Source organism: Chryseobacterium pennipullorum, assembly GCF_003384725.1.
GTDB classification, from domain to species: Bacteria; Bacteroidota; Bacteroidia; order Flavobacteriales; family Weeksellaceae; genus Chryseobacterium; species Chryseobacterium pennipullorum.
The window spans coordinates 1-20,057 of record NZ_QNVV01000031.1; the positions used below are offsets into that span (position 1 = coordinate 1).

Consider the following 20,057-nt stretch of genomic DNA (forward strand, 5'->3'; position numbering starts at 1 on the left):
TTATGTTCTCGCAGATTGAGCAGATAACGCAGATTTTTTTTAATCAAATAAGCCAATAAAAATTTATTTAAACACTTAAGTTCACTTCAGTAATTTACAATTCTGGTAAAATATTAAGCTCACCTTAGAAGAAAATCAAAGATTTTCATTAGACTTTATTGTACTTTCTATTCACAAAGCTTGTAACTTAAATAACTTAAGTGTTACAAATCTTTTGTGATTTTATTTTTCCCACAGATTACGCAGATCTACACATATCATTATGTTCTCGCAGATTGAGCAGATAACGCAGATTTTATTTAATCAAATAAGCCAATAAAAAACTTATTTAAACACTTAAGTTCACTTCAGTAATTTAAAATTCGAGTAAAATATTAAGTTCACTTTAGAAGAATCAAAGATTTTCATTCGACTTTAGTGTACTTTCTATTCACAAAGCTTGTAACTTAAATAACTTAAGTGTTACAAATCTTTTGTGATTTTTTTTCCCACAGATTACGCAGATGTACACAGATCATTATGTTCTCGCAGATTGAGCAGATAACGCAGATTTTTTTTAATCAAATAAGCCAATAAAAATTTATTTAAACACTTAAGTTCACTTCAGTAATTTACAATTCCGGTAAAATATTAAGTTCACTTTAGAAGAAAATCAAAGATTTTCATTCGACTTTAGTGTACTTTCTATTCACGAAGCTTGTAACTTAAATAACTTAAGTGTTACAAATCTTTTGTGATTTTATTTTTCCCACAGATTACGCAGATCTACACATATCATTATGTTCTCGCAGATTGAGCAGATAACGCAGATTTTTTTTAATCAAATAAGCCAATAAAAAACTTACTTAAACACTTAAGTTCACTTCAGTAATTTACAATTCCGGTAAAATATTAAGTTCACTTTAGAAGAAAATCAAAGATTTTCATTAGACTTTATTGTACTTTCTATTCACAAAGCTTTGTAACTTAAATAACTTAAGTGTTACAAATCTTTTATGATTTTATTTTTCCCACAGATTACGCAGATGTACACAGGTGTTATGGCAAATAGAGCTGCCCCGTATAACAACATACTGTTCCATGAAAAATCTTTGACCCTAAACTTATATGTTCTTCTCAACGCTTCACTTTTATCTTTCAAAAACTTAAGTGTTACAAATCTTTTGTGGTTAAATTTACTTATTTAAATATAATTGAATTGGCAAGTTCCATTTCCTCCTCATTGATAGAATGTCCGAAATTAGCATAAACTTTTTCAGTTACTTCCGCATTCATTTCTTTAAAGATATTGGCCGTTGCATATACCCTTTCTACAGGAACATGAAAGTCGGGATTGCTGGTCCCCAGGAAAACAGGAGTTCCGGCAAAATCACCTTTATAATTTTCACGATTGATCTTATCACCAATTACCCCACCGATAATAGCAACCGCCCCCCCATATCTCTGTGCATTTCTGGCTAAAAATTCCAGCGTAAGACAAGCGCCCTGGGAGAAACCGAAAAAGTATATATTTTCAGGCTTAATTCCACCATCTACAGCTGCTTTCACCGTTTCCCCCACCATTTCAAGAGCTGATGATAACCACGGTTCGTTCTGATCCACAGGGGTTATAAATGAATAGGGATACCAGGTATGATTCAAAGCCTGCGGCGCCAGCACTGCATAATCTTTGACATTCAAATGTTGTGAAAGGCTCAAAATATCCTGCGCACTTCCTCCGCGGCCATGGATCATAATTAAGGCTTTTTCTGCCTGCTTCAATGGGAGACCTGCTGTTTTTATATTTAAAGTATGGCTCATGATTACTTCTATCTGTATTTTTCGGTTGGATAATTTATTTTCGGAAGAACTTCAGTTAAATGGGGTCGCTGCTCTTCAAATTGTGGTGGCAGCTGAAGATCTTCACCCAAAAATGCCAGCTCTTCATCTGCATCAAACCCCGGACCTGATGTTGCAATTTCAAATAATACGCCTCCCGGTTCTTTAAAGTATACAGAAGTAAAGTATTTACGGTCTTTTACCTCAGTATGCTCCAATCCATACGCATTTAATCTTTCCACCATCTCCAGCTGTGTCGCTGCATCCGGAGTGGCAAAAGCCACATGATGTACTGTACCTCTTCCGGCAAGTCCCTTTAAGGCACTGGGAGTGCTTAACAAATCAACATATTTTCCGGGAAGATCTTCTGTTCCCAGTCTCAACCTGTCTGGGGTTTCGCTGATGATTTTGTGATCCATCTGAGTGGTCAGCAGCGCTGCGGTTCTTTCGTATGCATCGAGCCATATTTCCACGTGATGAATTCCCTTAAGAGTATAGCCATCAAGAATATAGCCGTTCTTATATCCTTTTCTTTCATCTTTACTATTGAAAACGAGTTCAAGGCCAAGTCCGTCAAAATCTTCAAGATAAATAAAGACCTCATCCGAAAATCTTTGTTGCGGCTGTTTATAGTTGATATTAAACTGATCAAGACGGTTCATCCAGTAATCCAGGGCCTCTATTGAAACTGAAAAGGCAGTGGTATTCAGCATTCCTTTTCCATGTCTCCCATTAATAAGATCTTTACCATACGGGAAAGTCGTCATAATAGTTCCCGGTGTTCCGTACTCGTCTCCGAAATAAAAGTGATAAACTTCTGAATAATCAAAATTAACTGTTTTTTTGACTAACCGAAGTCCCAGAACCCCGGTGTAAAAGTCTATATTCTCCTGTGCATTGCCGGTAATGGCTGTAACATGGTGCAGCCCTGTAATAAGTTTCATTGTTGTAATTGTTGTTAATTGGTTATTGTGACAGACAAAGAAGATATGAGGCAAAAGAGGTTGAAGTGTATAAGCAGGTTTTCTCTAAACATCTTTTATTCTCAAACTCTCCTACCATCAAGCTTATCATTAGTCTCCCTTCATCCACACATCAGCATATTCTTCCGGATGACGTTTGAACTGCGCATGTACATAAGGACATAACGGTGAAATTTTCAGGTCATTTTCCCTTGCATAGGAAACCAGTTTTTCCAGTAAAATTTTAGCAAATCCTTTTCCCTCATATTCAGGATTAACTTCAGTATGGTATACGGTTAGCTTTTTTCCAATGACCGAAATATCCATTTTTCCTGCTTTCTGATCATCTGAGAAAAGTTGGATTTCTCCTTTTCTTCCTTCTAAAACAATTTCTGTTCTTTCCATTTTTTATTATTTTAATTATAATTCAAAATTAGCATCTTTATCATAATTCATGAATGATCTATGATAAGTTCGGTAATACTCCTTCAATTTTATCCCGCATTCCTTCATATTGTGCCGGAAGTTTCAGGTGAGAACCAAGTTCATCCAAGGGTTCGTCTACGGTAAATCCTGGATTATCAGTCGCTATTTCAAACAATACACCACCCGGTTCACGGAAATACAGCGAATAGAAATAGTCTCTGTTAACTTTCGGAGTGATGCTTAATCCAGCAGATAATACTTTTTCCCGATACTCCATCAGGATATTGTCATCTTTCACCCTGAAAGCAATATGATGATTGGTTCCTGCAGCATTTCTTCCTGCCGGAATTTTATCATTTTCAATAATATCTACAAGATTAGCAGTGTCAATAGCATTTGTCGCCAATCTGTATCTTTCACCTTCCTGTTTTTGAAGATCATACCCGAGAATATCAGTTAACACTTTCATGGTAGGATCTGCCTTTCGTAATGTCAAAGTTACATTATGAAACCCTTTTAAAGCGTGCTCGTCTTTAATATCGTCTGTTGTCCATACTTTTCTGCTGTCATCTCCTGATGGTTCTATAAACTGCAACTGGAGGCCGTCCGGATCTGTAAAAGAAATCAGCTTTTCACCAAAGATCTCTCCTTCTTCTACTTTACTATTAAAACTTTCCAGGCGATTTTTCCAGAAGCCGAGACTTCCTTTAGGTACTGCATATCCTATATGAGTGGCCATACCACTTCCGTTGCTCCCCTTACCAATTCCTTCCCATGGAAAGAAGGTAAGAATGGTTCCCGGAGTTCCGGTTTCATTTCCAAAGTAAAAATGATAGGTTCCCGGATCGTCAAAGTTAACAGTCTTCTTCACGAGTCTTACGCCCAATACCTGGGTATAAAAATCTAAATTTCTTTTAGCATGGTCTGCAATGGCAGTAATATGATGCAGACCTAATATTCGGTTTTCCATGTCTTTGATTTTGATGCTAAATTAACGCCAATGAAAATCCTGCACATTTAACTAGTTTAATAAATGTCAAAGCTTACTGAATACATCCGGCAACAGTAGTTTTGCAAAATCCCTAAAAATTAAAACATATTTTAACTATTTCATAAGGTCATTTACTACCCTATATTCAAACAAAAAAGCATAAACAACAAAATTAAATCTTGCTAACCGAAAACAAAACAACACACAAATACTTGATTTTAAATCGATTAAATTCATTAATAATAAATTAATATCAAAAAGTCTATATTTTTAGTAGACTAATAAAAATTATATTCTATATTTGCAAACGTATTCAGGAAATAAAACAAGATGGGCATAGAAACAAAGAATAATGCAACAATAAAACACATCATTAAAAAAATGATGAACCCTATGTGCATGCCTGTGCATCAAGACTCCTGTGGTTGACCTTACTTTTATATGATATATTTTTAAAGGCCCTACCACGTGTAGGGCCTTTTTTTTGATAACAAACAACATTAAAAAATAAAAATGAGCACTTCTAAAAACAAATGGTTGGTTCCGGTAGCGTTTACCAACATTTATGTAATATGGGGAATTACGTTTTTAGCTATTTCATTTGGCTTAAAAGGTTTTCCGCCATTCATTCTTTCCGGATTACGATTTCTTGTAGCAGGAATTCTAATGATCTGCTATCTTCTGTCGAAGGGAGAGAAGGCAAATTCCTTAACCAACTGGAAAAAAAATGCGGTGACAGGTATTTTGATTCTTACAGGAGGAACAGGCCTTGTGGCCTGGGGAGAACAGTATGTGACCGCTTCAGAAGCAGCCATTTCCATAGCAACCGGTCCATTTTGGTTCATTGCCATCGACAGAAAAAACTGGAAATATTATTTTTCAGACAAATTTATCCCAATAGGCCTTATCATTGGTTTTATTGGGCTGGTATTCTTTTTAAAAGGAAGTAGTGCGGCTCATGCCTCTGTGGACAGCCACCTTCGTACCACTGCATTTATAGTCCTTGGATTAAGTTCTGTGGCCTGGGTCCTGGGCTCTTTATATTCCAAGAAAAATCCTGCTTCCCAATCCACATTGATGAATATTGCCCAGCAGCTTATTGTAGCAGGACTGGCCTCTTTCTTTATTGCTTTTGTACGGAAAGAATGGACTGATTTTTCGGTTTCAGCGGTTCCTTTATCTGCCTGGCTGGGTGTCCTGTTTTTGATTTTCTTTGGATCGATAGTCGCTTATTTGTCGTACATTTGGCTTCTGTCCGTGAAACCCGCTGCCTTGGTAAGCACCCATACCTACATTAATCCTATCGTAACAGTGATTGCAGGCTGGATTGTTGCCCATCAAAGCATCAATGGAGGTCAGCTCTATGGTTTGTCAATCATATTGCTTGGAGTCTTGTTGACTAATGTCACCAAATACTTCAAACTTTCAAAACGGTCGAAGGTCAAACTAAGAAGACTTAGAAGATTTTTAAATAAAACAGGCAAGCGATATCAGCCAATTTAACAGCATACATATCAGAATGATAGAAATCAGAAACATATCAAAAACATTTCACCAGAAAAAGCAGTCTTTTAAAGCTTTGGATAAGGTGAGTCTCAATATAGAAAAAGGAGATATCGTTGGAATTATAGGATTTTCCGGTGCAGGAAAAAGCACCCTGATCCGGACGGTTAACCTGTTGGAAAGACCGGACGAAGGGCAAATAATTATTAACGGAAAAGATTTCACCCAACTAAGTTCAAAGCAGCTAGCCGGAGAACGTAAGAAAATAGGAATGATCTTCCAGCATTTTAACCTTCTTTCTTCAAGAACGGTTTTTGATAATATAGCACTTCCCCTGGAACTGGATCACACCAGCAAAGATCAAATCAATAACAAAGTCAATGAATTACTGAAAATTGTAGGTCTTGAGGATAAAGCCCATGATTACCCAAAAAGTCTTTCCGGAGGACAGAAACAAAGAGTGGCCATCGCAAGGGCTTTAGCCAATGATCCTCACCTATTGCTTTGCGACGAAGCAACCAGTGCCCTGGATCCGGTTACCACCCAATCAATTTTACAGCTCCTGAAGGATATTAATGTGAGATTAGGGATTACGATTCTTTTGATTACTCACGAAATGGAAGTCATTAAAGCAGTTTGTAATCACGTTGCAGTGATCGACAAAGGAAAACTATTAGCCAAAGGAACTTTAAGTGAGATCATTTCAAACCGGGAAAATCCGGTGATCCAACAATTTATAAATTCAGACGTCATGACCCTGCCACAGGAACTTAATAGCAGACTACAGAAAGAGCCTCAGGAAGGTTTATTTCCACTGGTCGAAATAGAACTTAACGAAACCATAAGTGTTGAACAGATTCTTTCAGCCTTATACAATGAACACAAAATCCCTTACAAACTTTTGAAAGCAGATGTAGAATATTTTGGGAATTCTAATTTTGGTAAACTACTTTTGCAACTTCAGGGAGAGGCTGAGGAAAACCAAAAAGCCATCTATTATTTTAATCAGAATAAAATACAAAATACAGTAAAAGGATATGCTTAGTGATGCAGTACTTGCCCTTTTGGCAAAAGGAACCTGGGAAACAGTTTATATGACGTTCGTATCCGGATTTTTTGGATTTGTTTTAGGGCTCCCCGTTGGGATACTCTTATTTTTAACAAGGAAAGGACAATTGTTGGAAAATGTTATCTACTATAGGGCATTATCCATTATTGTCAATATCTTCCGGGCCATCCCATTCATCATTTTAATTGTATGGATGATCCCTTTCACAAGGGTTTTGGCAGGAACATCCATTGGAGTGAATGCAGCGTTGGTTCCATTAAGTGTGGGAGCAGCACCTTTTATTGCAAGATTGGTTGAAAACAGCCTTATTGAAGTTCCTCATGGATTAATAGAAACAGCAAGAGCATTAGGCGCTTCCCCTTTTCAGATCATCAGAAAGGTTTTACTTCCTGAAGCCCTTCCTTCATTGATTAATAATGCAACCATTACGTTAATCACATTAGTAGGGTATTCTGCGATGGGTGGTGCTGTGGGTGCCGGTGGATTGGGACAGGTTGGATACCAGTATGGATACATTGGCTATGATATTGTGATCATGAATACGGTATTGGTATTACTTGTACTTTTGGTATTTATTATCCAGTTTATGGGAGACAGGCTTTCTAAGAGGTTTGACCATAGATGAGTTTGAGGGTTATAGAGTTTTAGAGTAAGAGAGATGGTTTTGCTTTTGTAATTTTACTATTTTAACTCCATTATAAATTAAAAAGAATAGGATGAAAAAAATAAAGATTTTAGGATTCATCGCTGCCGGAGTGCTTCTTTTCAGTGCTTGTTCAGGGAGAAAGGATGATCCGAACTTTATCCGGGTAGGAATTACTTACGGACCCGAGCAGGAAGTGGCTGAAGTAGCAAAAAAGGTCGCAAAGGAAAAGTATAACCTTGAAGTGGAGCTGATTCCTTTCAATGATTATGTAGTTCCCAATGAAGCTTTGATGAATGGAGATATTGATGCCAACGCTTTTCAGCACGCTCCTTATTTAGCTGAACAATCAAAACAAAGAGGATATAATCTTGCCATTGTAGGGAATACATTTGTATACCCTATCATCGCTTATTCAAAGAAGATCCAAAATCTCAGTCAGCTGCAAAATGAGAGCACGATTGTGATTCCCAATGACCCTACCAATGGTGGACGTTCTTTACTGCTATTGCAGAAAAACGGTTTACTGAAACTAAAAGCAGGGGTTGGATTGCTTCCAAAGGTTACCGATATTACAGAAAATCCCAAGCAACTGAAAATCATGGAGATTGAAGGAGCACAAATCCCAAGGGTTTTGGATGACAGGGATGTTGTGGTAGGAATCATCAATAATAATTTTGCGGCACAGGCCGGATTGGATTCGGAAAAGCAAGGTATTTTCAAAGAAGATAAAGACTCTCCTTATGTTAACCTTGTTGTGACAAGACAGGATAACAAGAACAGCCAGAAGGTAAAAAACTTCGTTAAAGCTTATCAATCTGATGAAGTGGAAAAGAAGGCCTTGGAAGTTTTCAAAGGAGGAGCTGTGAAAGGATGGTAATGAGTTTGAGGGTTTGAGAGTTTAAGAGTTTCGGGGCATGAAATTTGGGTTAAAAGTTTAACATTATTTTCGATTCCCAGGTAAAACAAAATTGACTATTGACTTCAAAGCTAACATTACCCAGCATCTTTCCCTTCTAAAAAATTCTGTCACAATTCTGTAGGCAGTTTTTTTATGTCTCAAAATTTATTTTCTCAATTTGAGATAATATAAAAATTTTGTTTATTTTTGCTTCAATCCAATAAAAAGGCAATATGTTAAAGAAAACCGCCATTGTAAGTTTATTCACCTTTATTTCTGTTTCTTATATGGCCCAGAACACTACTCCCGTTTATTTAGATGAATCAAAATCTGTAGAACAGCGTATCCAGGATGCTCTTTCCAGAATGACGCTGGAAGAAAAAGTAGCGATGCTTCACGCCCAGTCAAAATTCAGCTCTCCCGGTGTTCCAAGATTAGGAATCCCTGAATTCTGGACTACTGACGGACCTCATGGGGTACGTCCTGAAGTGATGTGGGATGAATGGGACCAGGCCGGATGGACCAATGACTCCATTATCGCCTACCCTGCCCTTACCGCTTTATCAGCTACCTGGAATAAGAAAATGTCCTGGAACTATGGTAAGGCATTGGGAGAAGAAGCCCGTTACAGAAAGAAAGACATTCTACTGGGGCCCGGTGTCAATATTTATAGAACTCCTCTGAATGGTAGAAATTTTGAATACATGGGTGAAGACCCTTATCTGACCTCAAAAATGGTGGTTCCTTATATCAAAGGGGTACAATCTAATGGTGTAGCCACTTCAGTTAAACATTTTGCCCTGAACAATCAGGAAATGTTCCGCCATACCAGCAATGTGAATGTAGACGACAGAACCCTTTACGAAATTTATCTTCCTCCATTCAAGGCGGCGGTCACAGAGGGTGATTCCTGGACCATTATGGGGGCTTATGATATGTACAAAGGTCAGTATGCCAGTCAGAATCAGTATCTTTTAAATGATATTCTGAAAAAAGAATGGAATTACAAAGGTGTAGTGGTATCCGACTGGGGAGCTGTAAACAATACGGAACAGGCGATTCACAACGGCCTGGATCTTGAGTTCGGAACCTGGACCAATGGTCTTTCTGCAGGAACAAAAAATGCCTACGATAACTATTTCCTGGCGAAACCCTATTTAGATCTGATCAAATCTGGAAAAGTAGGAACCAAAGAGTTAGACGATAAAGTAACAAGACTTCTTCGCCTTGCGTATAAGACCACAATGAACCGAAATAAACCCTTCGGAAATATAGCTTCTGAAGAGCATAAAGCGATAGCTAAAGAAATTGGGGCAGAAGGAATTGTTTTATTAAAGAATGATAAAAATGTTCTTCCCATTGACGTTAATAAGGCTAAGAAAATAGCTGTTATCGGTGAAAATGCCATTAAAATCATGACTGTTGGCGGAGGTTCGTCTTCATTAAAGGTAAAGTATGAAACCCTGCCATTGGACGGAATCAAATCCAGATTTGGAAAGCAGGCTGACGTACAATATGCAAGAGGCTATGTAGGAGATATTGGCGGTGAATATAATGGTGTAAAATCCGGACAGGATCTGAAAGACAACCGTTCTGAGAAAGAACTGCTGGACGAAGCGGTAGAGCTGGCTAAAAAATCAGACTACGTGATCTTTGTAGGAGGGTTGAATAAGGCCGATTTCCAGGATAGTGAAGGCAATGACAGAAAAAGCTATGGCCTTCCCTACCATCAGGATCAGGTAATTTCTGCTTTAGCTAAAGCCAATAAGAATCTTGCAGTGGTATTGGTTTCTGGCAATGCAGTAGCTATGCCCTGGGTAAAGGAAGTACCTACAATTGTTCAGGCCTGGTATCTGGGTTCTGAAGCTGGAAATTCCATTGCTGCGGTTTTGGCGGGAGATGCTAATCCTTCAGGAAAGCTTCCGTTTACTTTTCCGGTTAAGCTTGAAGATAATTCGGCTCATCAGCTTGGAGAATATCCGGGTCAGAAGGACGAGTTTGCGGCAGGAAAAGGAAAAGACCAGAAAAACCCGATCAATATTACCTACAATGAAGGTATTTTTGTGGGCTACCGCTGGCATGATACCAAAAACATCAAACCTTTATTCAGTTTCGGATACGGTTTAAGCTATACTACTTTTGAATTTGGAAAAGCAAAAGCGGACAAAACGGTAATGGACCAAAATGGCAGTATCACTTTCACAGTGAGCGTTAAAAATACCGGCAAAAAAGCAGGTGCTGAAGTAGCCCAGCTTTATATCAGTGATTTGAAAGCCTCTGTTCCCCGCCCTGCCAAAGAGTTGAAAGGGTTTGAAAAAGTATATTTAAATCCGGGCGAACAAAAGGAGGTGACCTTTACGATCGACAAGTCTGCATTGAGTTATTTTGACCCTCAAAAACATGACTGGGTAGCTGAGCCGGGAGATTTTGAGGCCCTGATCGGAAGTTCTTCAGATGCCATAAAAACGAAAGTGAAGTTTACCCTGCAATAAGCTTTGAGAGTGGAAAATTTATTCTGAACATTCACTCTTGTAGTTTCTTTATACATAAAAAAACAGATTCCTGGTTGGGGATCTGTTTTTTTTGCGTTGTGTTCAGTCTGACTGTATTTATTTCATCTCGCAGATTGCGAAAATTGAGCAGATTTCTTTATAATCAGGAAGATTTCTGTAGTCTCCATGATATTAAAATTAAATGCAAAGTTTCTGGAATTCTAACGTTAAAGAAAAGCAACGAAGTCGCTACAAAGCAATATGGATGAGCAATCGATTTGAAAGCAGCATGCTCTGTGCCACCGCAAACAATATCTGATGTTCTTGATTCTCTCCCTATAATTTAGCACTTTTTATCTGCGGAATCTGTCTGATCTGCGTGAGGCTAAAGTAATAGAACTAATTCCGCATACCAGAAGCACCTTACCGATGTATAGAAGAAAAAAAGCGGATTCCTAAAGGACATCCGCTTACACATCTAACAAATTAAGACCTATTTTCCTCCACCTGAGTTTTTTTCAACGTCGGTTTTCGTATTTTCTTTCACTTTCTGGTTTCCGAAACGCTTTACGAAAGTAAGGGAAACCCCGTACCAGTCCCATAATGAATAATTTCTAAAAGTTCCATCCGGACTATAGGTTGTGGTGTCAGCATATGGCCTTTTGAAAATATTCATCAACTGCATACTGAGTTCCATTTGTGTTTTTGGAAATATTTTTGTGACAGAAATATTGTGGAACACGTTGGTGTTATTGGCATATGAATTACCGTTATTCTGGTTAGCCACTTCCATCCAGGCACTCAGGTTAATATTTTTATTAAAAAGATTCGTGTATGATAAATTGGCAGATCCGCCCCAATAATTGATATAATTTTTACCTTTCAGATCATTTTTCTGATTAAAGTCTTTATTATCAATATAATACCATCCGAATCCAACATTCACATTCAGCTTATTTTTAAGAAAGTTCTGGTTGGTATTGGCAAAAATATAATATTTCTGAACCTTTCCATCGAAATTTCCCGGCAGCGACACCGTTCTTCCATTCTCTGTCACATAGGTCGTCCAATAATCCTGGTCGGTATACATGTATCTTGCAGAGATAAAATATTTCTTCAGGATTCCAAATTTCATATAAAGCCTGTCATTGGGGTTGGGATTCAGATTTAAGTTTCCTCTTGAATAGGTTCCGTTGATATCAGGAATCAGGAAAGGGTTGAATTCCGAGTACCAGGGTCTCCATATGCTGCGGTTATAGTTGAGGCTTAGATCATATTTGTCCGAAAAGGTATACTTTATCAATATATTAGGCAGAAAAGTACCGTAGGAATCTCTTCTTTCCGTACCGGCCATGTCCTGTCTTACCTTCAGATCAGTATATTCATAGCGCAGCCCGATTCTGGTTTCCAGCTTTTTGAAAAATGTTTTGCTGTAATTGGCATATACCGAGCTGATATTATCTTCATAATGAAATCTGTCATTTCTGGAGAGGTTATAATAGTTGGAAAGAGGGTTATCCATGCTCGTACCATAAAGACTGTTAGGAATCACATGATTGTTGAAATCGGACTTGGCTCCTACCTCAATAGTCCCGCCTGATTTTCCCAGCTGTTGGGTATAATCTATTTTCAAATAGTAATTGCGCATCTGATTCTTGCTGATGACTCCCAACTGATCATTCACAGCTCCTGATTTATTGATCAGATTATCATCATCATTCCCCGTATAATTCGTCCCAAGATTGATATCCAGAATCCGGTTGATTTCTTTATCATAATATTTATAAAATATATTGGTACCCAACGTACGGCTGAACCCTGAAGTATTTTGGGTCTGATAAAAGGAATCTGTGAGATGACTATTCTCATATTCAGTCCCGTAGGATTCCGCAGAAGACAGATTCCGGTTTTGAAAATATTCAAGAACAAGTCCTATATTTTTTTTATCATTGATTTCATACTCTGAGGTAGAGGACAGAGAAGGACTTTCATTTCTGTATTCAGTTTCATAATTAAGCCTGGAAACCTTGTTATTTTTGTATAAGGTATTGACGACGTCATTTTTCTGTACATATGTCGCATTATTGTACCCGCCGATAAAGGTCTGGGTGAATTTTTTCTTATGATAGTTCAGATTAAAATTGGTGTACTGTGAATTTTTTGTACTCTGCCTGTTATTTAGGGAAATGCTGCCTTTCATTCCTTCATCATCTCTCTTTTTCAGAACAATATTGATGACGGATCCCGAGGTTTCGTACCGCGACGAAGGGCTTGTAATGACTTCAATCTTCAACAGATTATCAGCAGGGATTGTTTTAAGATATTCTTTTAATTCTTTTCCTGTAAAAACAGATTTTCTGTCATTAATATATACGGTGACCATCTGGCCTTCAGACTTTACATCATCATTATTATCAATACTTACCAAAGGAGTCATTCTAAGGACATCCCAGGTGGTATTTCCTGCCAGTATAGCGCTGTTAGCAACATTGAAAACGGTCCTGTCAACTTTAGATTCCACAGTGGGCTTTCTGGCAACAAGGGTAACAGCTTCTATCTCTTTAGCTTCCGCTTTTACAGTATCCTGTGGGGTCTGGGTCTGCGCCAATGTAAAAGATCCTGCTAATACTGCAATGGAAAATAATATTATTTTCATGAGAAATTATTGTTTTTACTATAAGACCATTGGCAGCATATATTTGTTACATCAGAAAATTAAAAACAAAAAATAAATGCTTCAATCTGAATACCACAAGAATATTCCAATCAAACATAAATCAAGAAACAAAATGATCTATTAAAAAAACCACAAGATATCAATGAATTCAATACTATATACTCTGAAAAATAATTTATATGTAATTTATTAAATTTAGAAAAAAACATATCTTCTCACTACCCAAAAGTGCGGGACTTATCTGGGGACAGCAATAGCAAATTTGTCAAGAATATTAGAATACCGGCTGGTTCATATTTTCAAAATAATGAATAACGCCGACTTCCGGCAGATAAAGCTGTTCATTTTTAGGATGCACCTCCCTTTTTCGGGTACTTTCCAGAAAAGAATTACTGAATAAAGCATAAGAAGGATGTTCTGCAAAACCGTTTTTCAGAAGCTGATGGGCTTCCACAATCGTTTTGCCATATAGCTTCCTGAAATTTCCAATTTTATATTGAGAAAATGTCCCGTAATGAACAATAAATTTCAGGGAGAGATCTATGGCAGTACCCAGACTTTTTGTAAGCTCATCGATTTTTTTGTTAAAGGCACTTCTCATTTTCAAAAGCATAGCCGAAATATTCTGATAAGATGGTTTTTTATCGTACCGGTAAAATAAAATGGCATCGCCCTCAATTTCTGAAATCTTAAAATACTGATCATTCACATCGATCAGTGTAGATAGTAGTTGTCTTACAATATATTCTCCTGTATAAAGTTTAGTACTGAACACAAATTCTGTAAATCCGCTGAAATCCGGAATAAGAATGATTCCCTCCTGTATATTTGTCTTCATAATGATAGGGATTAAACCTGTTTCATGATCAAAGACGAAGCAGATTCAGTTTTACTTTACGATCAGCAAAGGTTTTTTCAGTTTGCTAAACCACTTCAATAATCAGCTCCTTCTGATATCCATTATATTTTTCATCACCAAAAAATACTCTTTTCCTTATTTATGCTTTTGCTTTGAAAGTGAAGATTAGACAGATTCAAACAAAATCTTACATATAAAATAATTTTGGATCAACTATTAATACCAATCCATAAACGGGATCAGGTACAAAAGTTGTGGAGAAACGATTTTTTTTTTCCATTATACTTTTGCCTTGAAGCAAAAGTATACAAAAATTCAAGACTGGAATCATCCACTAAAAATTGACCTTGACTCCTAAAATTTCCAAACTCGCATGGATTCTACATTGCTTCTTCGACTCAATAAAGTGGCCATGCTCAGACACTGGAAATTTTTTAACGGATTCAAGATCAATTTTATTAACGCTCCTGATTCCTAGGTCGATTAATGAATACTTACAACTATTTTTCATCGTTCTTACTGGATTGAGCCTATTAGAAAAAAAACCTCTGAAAAATATACTTAAACATCTGTAGAAAAATTGGCCATCTGTGGTTAATTTTTTTTACGCTACAATCGAAGATCATCTTCAGTCGATGGATATTATTTCACCGGAGTCAAACAGTGATTGGTATACGATCCCAATATTACTTTTTCTATTCACATTAACTCAACTCCTTGCTTGCCCCCCAACTTTTGCGCCTGATTCCATAAACGGTCATTACTTTTAATTTTTTAACAAAAAAAGAACCGATACCCCAGAGCATCGATCCTTCCTCATATAGTTTGTGTAATTTTAAGGCTGCTTATGATGAAACGGCCATGTCAGACGGTTTCACTTTTAAGCTTCTCAATATAAAATAAAATAACATTCCAAGTGCGAGAAGCGCATATCCGATTAAGATAAAGAGATTCAGGCTTCCAACGGCAAATTGCGAAGGGAAGACCTGGCTCATCAGAGTCATAAACGACAACCCAATCCCAGCTCCCAGAAAGTAACTAGTAGAACTCAAACTTGATGCCAATCCGTAATTTTCCGGTTCAACATCCTGAATTCCCATGACGGAAAGTGCTGTAAAGCAGAACGTCATCCCTATTCCCGATATGCACGCTGCTCCCAATAAGACAACCGCTAATGGATGTCCTGTAAATACAGATATCAGCAGGAATACCCCTCCCATCAGCATAAATAACCATCCTAGTAATCCCATTTGAGCAGAGTTCAGCCGTTTGGATACATGAGGCAATGCGAATTTAGCCGTTAAAGCTGAAACCACGCTGAAAGGAACAAGCATCAACCCTGCGGAAGCTGCACTGTATTCCATATCTTTCTGCAGCATCAGTGAGATCAGAAATAAAAATCCAATAAAGAAAGACCCAAGACTGAAAAATACTGCGTTAGAGACCATCAGCGATCTGTGTTTAAACAGCTTTATATCAAATAATGGCTCCGCCACCGTTCTCAAACGGTAAAAGACCGTTATCAGGAGCAATACAGCTAAGACAAGAGACCCCACTACCCAAAGAGGCTGCTCTTTAATATGCACGAGCTCGTGGGTACCATACGTTAAGCCTAAAAGACCAAGAACCATCAGTATCCCCGAAGCAACATCGGTTTTTCCGACTTTTTCATTTTTCTCATCTGCCGGCAGATAATAATAAGATAGAATCACCGTGATAAAAAGAATAGGAACATTGATGAGAAAAACCCAGTGCCAGCTAAGATACGTACTGATAATCCCTCCTACAGAAAGACCACTTCCCGATCCTATTGCGGCAAAAGAACTGAAAACCCCTATAGCACGGTTTCTTTCCTGTTCACCTCTGAAAGTGTTGGTCACAATAGAAAGCGCTGAAGGCATAACAAACGCAGCACCCAGCCCCTGTAAGGCTCTGAATACAGCAAGTATTTCAAAATTCCCGGACAGTCCCGCTCCAAGTGACGTCAGCATAAAAATAAGACCGCCCAGCAAAAATATTTTCTTCCTTCCCAGTTGATCAGATAATTTTCCTCCAATAATAAGAAATCCTCCGAAAAACAATACATAGAGTGTCTGAAGCCATTGTACAGTCCCAGCTCCAATATGAAACTGTTCCTGAATAGAAGGAATGGTCAAATTAATAATGGCAATATCCAAAGCCTCTACAAAAGTCCCTACCGATGCTAAAATTAATATTATATTCTTCCTGTTGTCCATGTCTTCAAATTTCCTGCAAAATTAAAATTAACAGAACATATACTAAAATTTTGCATTAAATTTGGAACGAATTTGATAGAATAAGATAGAATAAAGTACAAATAAACTAAACTCATCTACCATAACCCATAAAAACAGAACAAATGGCTACAGAAAATTATATCCCTGATGAAAAAGACCTTTCGATATTGCGGCTTTTGCAGAAAGATGCCAAAATGAGCATCCGTGATATTTCCGCAAGGATCAATTTAAGCTCCACCCCTACGCACGAGCGCATCAAGCGTATGGAAAAGCTTGGAATCATTAAAGAATACACCGCAGTAGTCGACCGAAAACAGGTAAACAAAGGCATGATGGTGATCTGTATGATTGCGCTGAACGGTCACAACAAAAAGACAGCAGGGAGATTTATAGAAGAGGTAAGCAAGCTCAATGAAGTCGTTGAATTTTACAATATCAGTGGAGATTTTGATTTTATGTTAAAAATTCTTGCCCCCAATATGGATGAGTTTCATGAATTTTTCGTGAATAAACTCTCTGAAATTGAAGGAATAGGACAGACGAAAAGCATATTTGTCATGAGCAGTATAAAAGAAAGCGCTCAGATTGTTTAAATCCGCATTAAACATTTTATCCTTTCCCAACAGAACGTATGAAAAAACAATTCAATTTTTTATTAATTTAGTGTAGTGAATTTCTGGCAATCATGAAAAGAAAAAATACACCGCTTTTCAATGGTATGAAAAGATGAACAAACGGTCTTTTGAAAATAACACCTACTTTAAGATGAGAAGCTTCGCCGCTGTCAATAATGATCAAATGAGGATTACGAACCGCACCAGGGTAATCCATTTACCAAAGCACAGGTTGTTTTTGTTCATTTTGATTGCAGGTATTTTCTATCAATGTGGTAAAAAAACAGAATCCCATAAGGATACTGATGCTTTTATACAAAAGAATAAAGCCTTAAAAGTGGAAGGTAAAGATGCCGAACTTATTGCATTTAACAAGGAAGCTATTGCCCAATCTATAAAAAAGGGAGATCAAAAGGAAGAAGCATTAGGATATATCAATCTGGCCAGCATCTATACCATCGCAGGTAATTATAAAGCCAGCCAGAAATGTCTCATGTCAGCCAGCAAGATCATCAACCTCCTTAGTGACCCGTTTCTATATACCAAATTATATTATGAATACAGCTATTTTACCTATGCAACGGGATTAACGCAGACCGCTTTAAGTTACAATGCAAAAGCCCTTTATCACGGAAAAAAACTGCACCACAAGGAACACCTGATAGGACACCTGTATGTGCAGAGAGCTGATTATATTCTTCCCACCTATAAGGATTCAGCACTTATTTATTATCATAAAGGGTTCCGACTGAGTCCCACTGCAAGCAACAGTGCCAATATCGGTCATTATTATCTGCGCCAGACTCAAAATATTGACTCTGCAACATGGTATACCCACAAGGCCCTTTCTCTTATGAAAAGTAAAAAACCCAGTACGGTAAAACAGGGAATCATCTATTGTTTCTATGCAGATCTCCTATTTGAAAAAGGTGACCACCAACAGGCTCTTATCTATTATAATAAAGCTGCTGACATTTTTATCAAAACCAAAAGGATCAACAAATTGCCCAAGTTATACCAGCAGATTGCCGGTGTTTATGCAAAGCTTAACAATAAAGAAATGAAAAACCGGTATTCTTTAAAGGCCGAACAGCTGGAAAAAATACTGAAGTCCTCTGAAAACGAAGCGATCGATTTTTCTCTGAACGAGGCCATTGAGCATAAAAACAGTGATGGTATCAATATGGTATATATTGCGGCAGGCGGAGGTATTCTTTTGCTTACAGTACCTTTATTTATATATATAAGAAGCAGGAATAAAAAAAAATCAGCAAAGATAACCGTAACTGCCAATGCTCCTGTCAAAGCAATTATTTCCCAGGATCATTATACAGAATTGCTTGAACTGGCTAAAAGAAATGATCTTTCTTTTATAGATAGATTTGAAGAAATTAACCCAAGCCTTCTTCAGCAAATATTGGAAGTCAACCCCAAACTTACAAAATCAGAACTTTCATTGTGTGCGATGATCTGGCTCGGTTTTTCATCAAAAGACATTGCTGACTTCACCTTGATTCAGCACAGATCTGTACAAACCAAAAAAGGAAGACTCCGAAAGAAATTGAATATTTCTTCCGAAACCGACCTCCATAATTTTTTAACTTCTTTGTAGTTTTCATTTTACTCTGACCCATATCTCCTGCAGACCTGCAGGATCTTTTTTGTTTAAAGTTATTGACAACTTAATGATCGCTTTGGAGCTTGGATTAATATTTTTTGGGATATTAATTTATGAAAATAAAAGGTCATTTTTAAATAATAACCATTCGACATTCGTTCAAAACTCAGACCATATTGAATGCTTCTTCTCTCTTTCCATCCCAATTAATACAAATAACCTCCTCCGTCACCTAAAAAACACAAAATATTTACAAATCAGCAAATTACAAACAAAGTCGTATCAGTGAGGTAGGTATGTAGTATCTCTTTTTTTGGAAATCGTGCCTCATTCGCGATATGTTTGCCCTGTGAAAAGTAGAATTTATGAATATGGAATTTTAAGGTGACAACCGGTCACGATATCATTTCCATGAATTGAGTCATAGTAAGATAAAAGCATAAAAAATCTTCCGGCATCAGACTTCAAGTTGATCCGACAAAAAACACAAATTGATAGACAAAAAGTTTATTAGCAGCTAAACAAATTTAGTAGACACAAATGAAATGAGGCCTAACTAACACAATACTTCAGATGAACATTCTCAACCTTTCTATGCATCTGTGTTGTTTTCGTCATAGAAAGTTGAGAATACCAAAACGCTGATTTGTTTAGCAATGAGAGATTACACTTTTTAAGTTGTGATCTCTCATTTTTATTAGGAGAATTAGGATGAGGCGCAAAAGTTGGGGGTAAGCAAAAATTTGAGTTCATGTGAATAGAAATAATAATATTCGGATGGTATACCAATCATCTTTTGACTCCGTAGAAATACCACTCATCCATTGAAGGGAGATGATCTTCGATTTTAGCGTATGAGTAAAAAAATTTAACCACAAATGACACAGGTTTCCACAGATGTTTAAGTATATTTTTCAGAGGGCTTTTTTCTAATCGGCTCAACTCAATCAGAGCTATGAAAAATAGTTGTAAGTATTCTTTAATCGACCTAGGAATCAGGAGCGTTAATAAACCTTTTAAGGTTCGCCGATTCAAATAAAAATAAAAAACCGGAGGCAAAATTGATCTTGAATCCGTTAAAAAATTTCCAGTGTCTGAGCATGGTCACCCTATTGAGCCGAAGAACAAATGTAGAATCCATGCGAGTTTGGAAATTTTAGGAGGCAAGGTCAATTTTTAGCGGATGATTCCAGTCTTGAATTTTTGTATACTTTTGTTTGACTCCG

At 37.3% G+C, this 20,057-nt stretch carries 14 protein-coding genes; 7 read left to right on the forward strand and 7 right to left on the reverse strand.

What is annotated here, in order from left to right; all coding sequences use genetic code 11:
• Positions 1-1,179 precede the first annotated feature (1,179 nt).
• From DRF67_RS20795 to DRF67_RS20810, 4 genes are all read right to left on the reverse strand, one after another.
• Entirely contained in the window at positions 1,180-1,800 is a 621-nt protein-coding gene (locus DRF67_RS20795; RefSeq protein WP_115930219.1) for an alpha/beta hydrolase, read from the reverse strand.
• Positions 1,801-1,808: 8 nt separating this feature from the next.
• Positions 1,809-2,762, reverse strand: a complete 954-nt coding sequence (locus DRF67_RS20800) for a ring-cleaving dioxygenase (protein WP_115930220.1) — start codon at positions 2,760-2,762, stop codon at positions 1,809-1,811.
• A gap of 129 nt (positions 2,763-2,891) precedes the next feature.
• Positions 2,892-3,185 carry a GNAT family N-acetyltransferase gene (locus DRF67_RS20805; protein WP_115930221.1) on the reverse strand — a complete coding sequence of 98 codons (294 nt, stop codon included), beginning with the start codon at positions 3,183-3,185 and terminating at the stop codon, positions 2,892-2,894.
• A 58-nt stretch (positions 3,186-3,243) separates the two neighbouring features.
• Positions 3,244-4,176, reverse strand: a complete 933-nt coding sequence (locus DRF67_RS20810; RefSeq protein WP_115930222.1) for a ring-cleaving dioxygenase — start codon at positions 4,174-4,176, stop codon at positions 3,244-3,246.
• A gap of 534 nt (positions 4,177-4,710) precedes the next feature.
• Between DRF67_RS20810 and DRF67_RS20815 the strand changes: the two genes are divergently transcribed.
• The 5 genes from DRF67_RS20815 to DRF67_RS20835 all read left to right on the forward strand — a co-directional run bounded on the left by DRF67_RS20815 (position 4,711) and on the right by DRF67_RS20835 (position 10,805).
• Positions 4,711-5,700, forward strand: a complete 990-nt coding sequence (locus tag DRF67_RS20815; protein ID WP_115930223.1) for an EamA family transporter — start codon at positions 4,711-4,713, stop codon at positions 5,698-5,700.
• 16 nt (positions 5,701-5,716) lie between these two features.
• Positions 5,717-6,745, forward strand: coding sequence for a methionine ABC transporter ATP-binding protein (locus DRF67_RS20820; RefSeq protein WP_115930224.1), 1,029 nt, complete (start codon positions 5,717-5,719; stop codon positions 6,743-6,745).
• A complete protein-coding gene (metI, locus tag DRF67_RS20825; protein ID WP_115930225.1) occupies positions 6,738-7,394 on the forward strand; it encodes a methionine ABC transporter permease MetI in 657 nt (218 codons plus the stop codon). The genes DRF67_RS20820 and metI overlap by 8 nt, the downstream gene beginning before the upstream one ends.
• A 91-nt stretch (positions 7,395-7,485) precedes the next feature.
• Complete coding sequence (gene metQ, locus DRF67_RS20830; protein ID WP_115930226.1) at positions 7,486-8,292, forward strand: methionine ABC transporter substrate-binding lipoprotein MetQ; 807 nt, start codon at positions 7,486-7,488, stop codon at positions 8,290-8,292.
• Positions 8,293-8,546: 254 nt separating this feature from the next.
• A complete protein-coding gene (locus DRF67_RS20835) occupies positions 8,547-10,805 on the forward strand; it encodes a glycoside hydrolase family 3 C-terminal domain-containing protein (protein ID WP_115930227.1) in 2,259 nt (752 codons plus the stop codon).
• Positions 10,806-11,298: 493 nt separating this feature from the next.
• Here DRF67_RS20835 and DRF67_RS20840 read toward each other — a convergent pair whose 3' ends face one another.
• The 3 genes from DRF67_RS20840 to DRF67_RS20850 form a co-directional block, all read right to left on the reverse strand.
• Positions 11,299-13,461: an outer membrane beta-barrel protein gene (locus DRF67_RS20840; RefSeq protein ID WP_115930228.1), complete on the reverse strand. Its 2,163-nt coding sequence runs from the start codon at positions 13,459-13,461 to the stop codon at positions 11,299-11,301.
• 295 nt (positions 13,462-13,756) lie between these two features.
• Positions 13,757-14,320 carry a DUF2652 domain-containing protein gene (locus DRF67_RS20845; protein ID WP_115930229.1) on the reverse strand — a complete coding sequence of 188 codons (564 nt, stop codon included), beginning with the start codon at positions 14,318-14,320 and terminating at the stop codon, positions 13,757-13,759.
• An 866-nt stretch (positions 14,321-15,186) separates the two neighbouring features.
• Positions 15,187-16,578: an MFS transporter gene (locus tag DRF67_RS20850; RefSeq protein WP_115930230.1), complete on the reverse strand. Its 1,392-nt coding sequence runs from the start codon at positions 16,576-16,578 to the stop codon at positions 15,187-15,189.
• 143 nt (positions 16,579-16,721) lie between these two features.
• Between DRF67_RS20850 and DRF67_RS20855 the strand changes: the two genes are divergently transcribed.
• The gene (locus tag DRF67_RS20855; protein ID WP_115930231.1) at positions 16,722-17,192 is read left to right on the forward strand and encodes an Lrp/AsnC family transcriptional regulator; all 471 of its coding nucleotides are present in this window, start codon (positions 16,722-16,724) and stop codon (positions 17,190-17,192) included.
• Between the two features lie 133 nt (positions 17,193-17,325).
• Entirely contained in the window at positions 17,326-18,825 is a 1,500-nt protein-coding gene (locus DRF67_RS20860) for a LuxR C-terminal-related transcriptional regulator (protein ID WP_115930232.1), read from the forward strand.
• The last annotated feature ends 1,232 nt before the right edge of the window (positions 18,826-20,057 follow it).

Coding starts and splice junctions, on each gene's coding strand:
- DRF67_RS20860 (WP_115930232.1), top strand. CDS start 17,326: ATGAACAAACGGTCTTTTGAAAATAACACCTACTTTAAGATGAGAAGC.
- DRF67_RS20840 (WP_115930228.1), bottom strand. CDS start 13,461: ATGAAAATAATATTATTTTCCATTGCAGTATTAGCAGGATCTTTTACA.
- DRF67_RS20835 (WP_115930227.1), top strand. CDS start 8,547: ATGTTAAAGAAAACCGCCATTGTAAGTTTATTCACCTTTATTTCTGTT.
- DRF67_RS20805 (WP_115930221.1), bottom strand. CDS start 3,185: ATGGAAAGAACAGAAATTGTTTTAGAAGGAAGAAAAGGAGAAATCCAA.
- DRF67_RS20845 (WP_115930229.1), bottom strand. CDS start 14,320: ATGAAGACAAATATACAGGAGGGAATCATTCTTATTCCGGATTTCAGC.
- metQ (WP_115930226.1), top strand. CDS start 7,486: ATGAAAAAAATAAAGATTTTAGGATTCATCGCTGCCGGAGTGCTTCTT.
- DRF67_RS20815 (WP_115930223.1), top strand. CDS start 4,711: ATGAGCACTTCTAAAAACAAATGGTTGGTTCCGGTAGCGTTTACCAAC.
- DRF67_RS20820 (WP_115930224.1), top strand. CDS start 5,717: ATGATAGAAATCAGAAACATATCAAAAACATTTCACCAGAAAAAGCAG.
- DRF67_RS20850 (WP_115930230.1), bottom strand. CDS start 16,578: ATGGACAACAGGAAGAATATAATATTAATTTTAGCATCGGTAGGGACT.
- DRF67_RS20810 (WP_115930222.1), bottom strand. CDS start 4,176: ATGGAAAACCGAATATTAGGTCTGCATCATATTACTGCCATTGCAGAC.
- DRF67_RS20855 (WP_115930231.1), top strand. CDS start 16,722: ATGGCTACAGAAAATTATATCCCTGATGAAAAAGACCTTTCGATATTG.
- DRF67_RS20795 (WP_115930219.1), bottom strand. CDS start 1,800: ATGAGCCATACTTTAAATATAAAAACAGCAGGTCTCCCATTGAAGCAG.
- metI (WP_115930225.1), top strand. CDS start 6,738: ATGCTTAGTGATGCAGTACTTGCCCTTTTGGCAAAAGGAACCTGGGAA.
- DRF67_RS20800 (WP_115930220.1), bottom strand. CDS start 2,762: ATGAAACTTATTACAGGGCTGCACCATGTTACAGCCATTACCGGCAAT.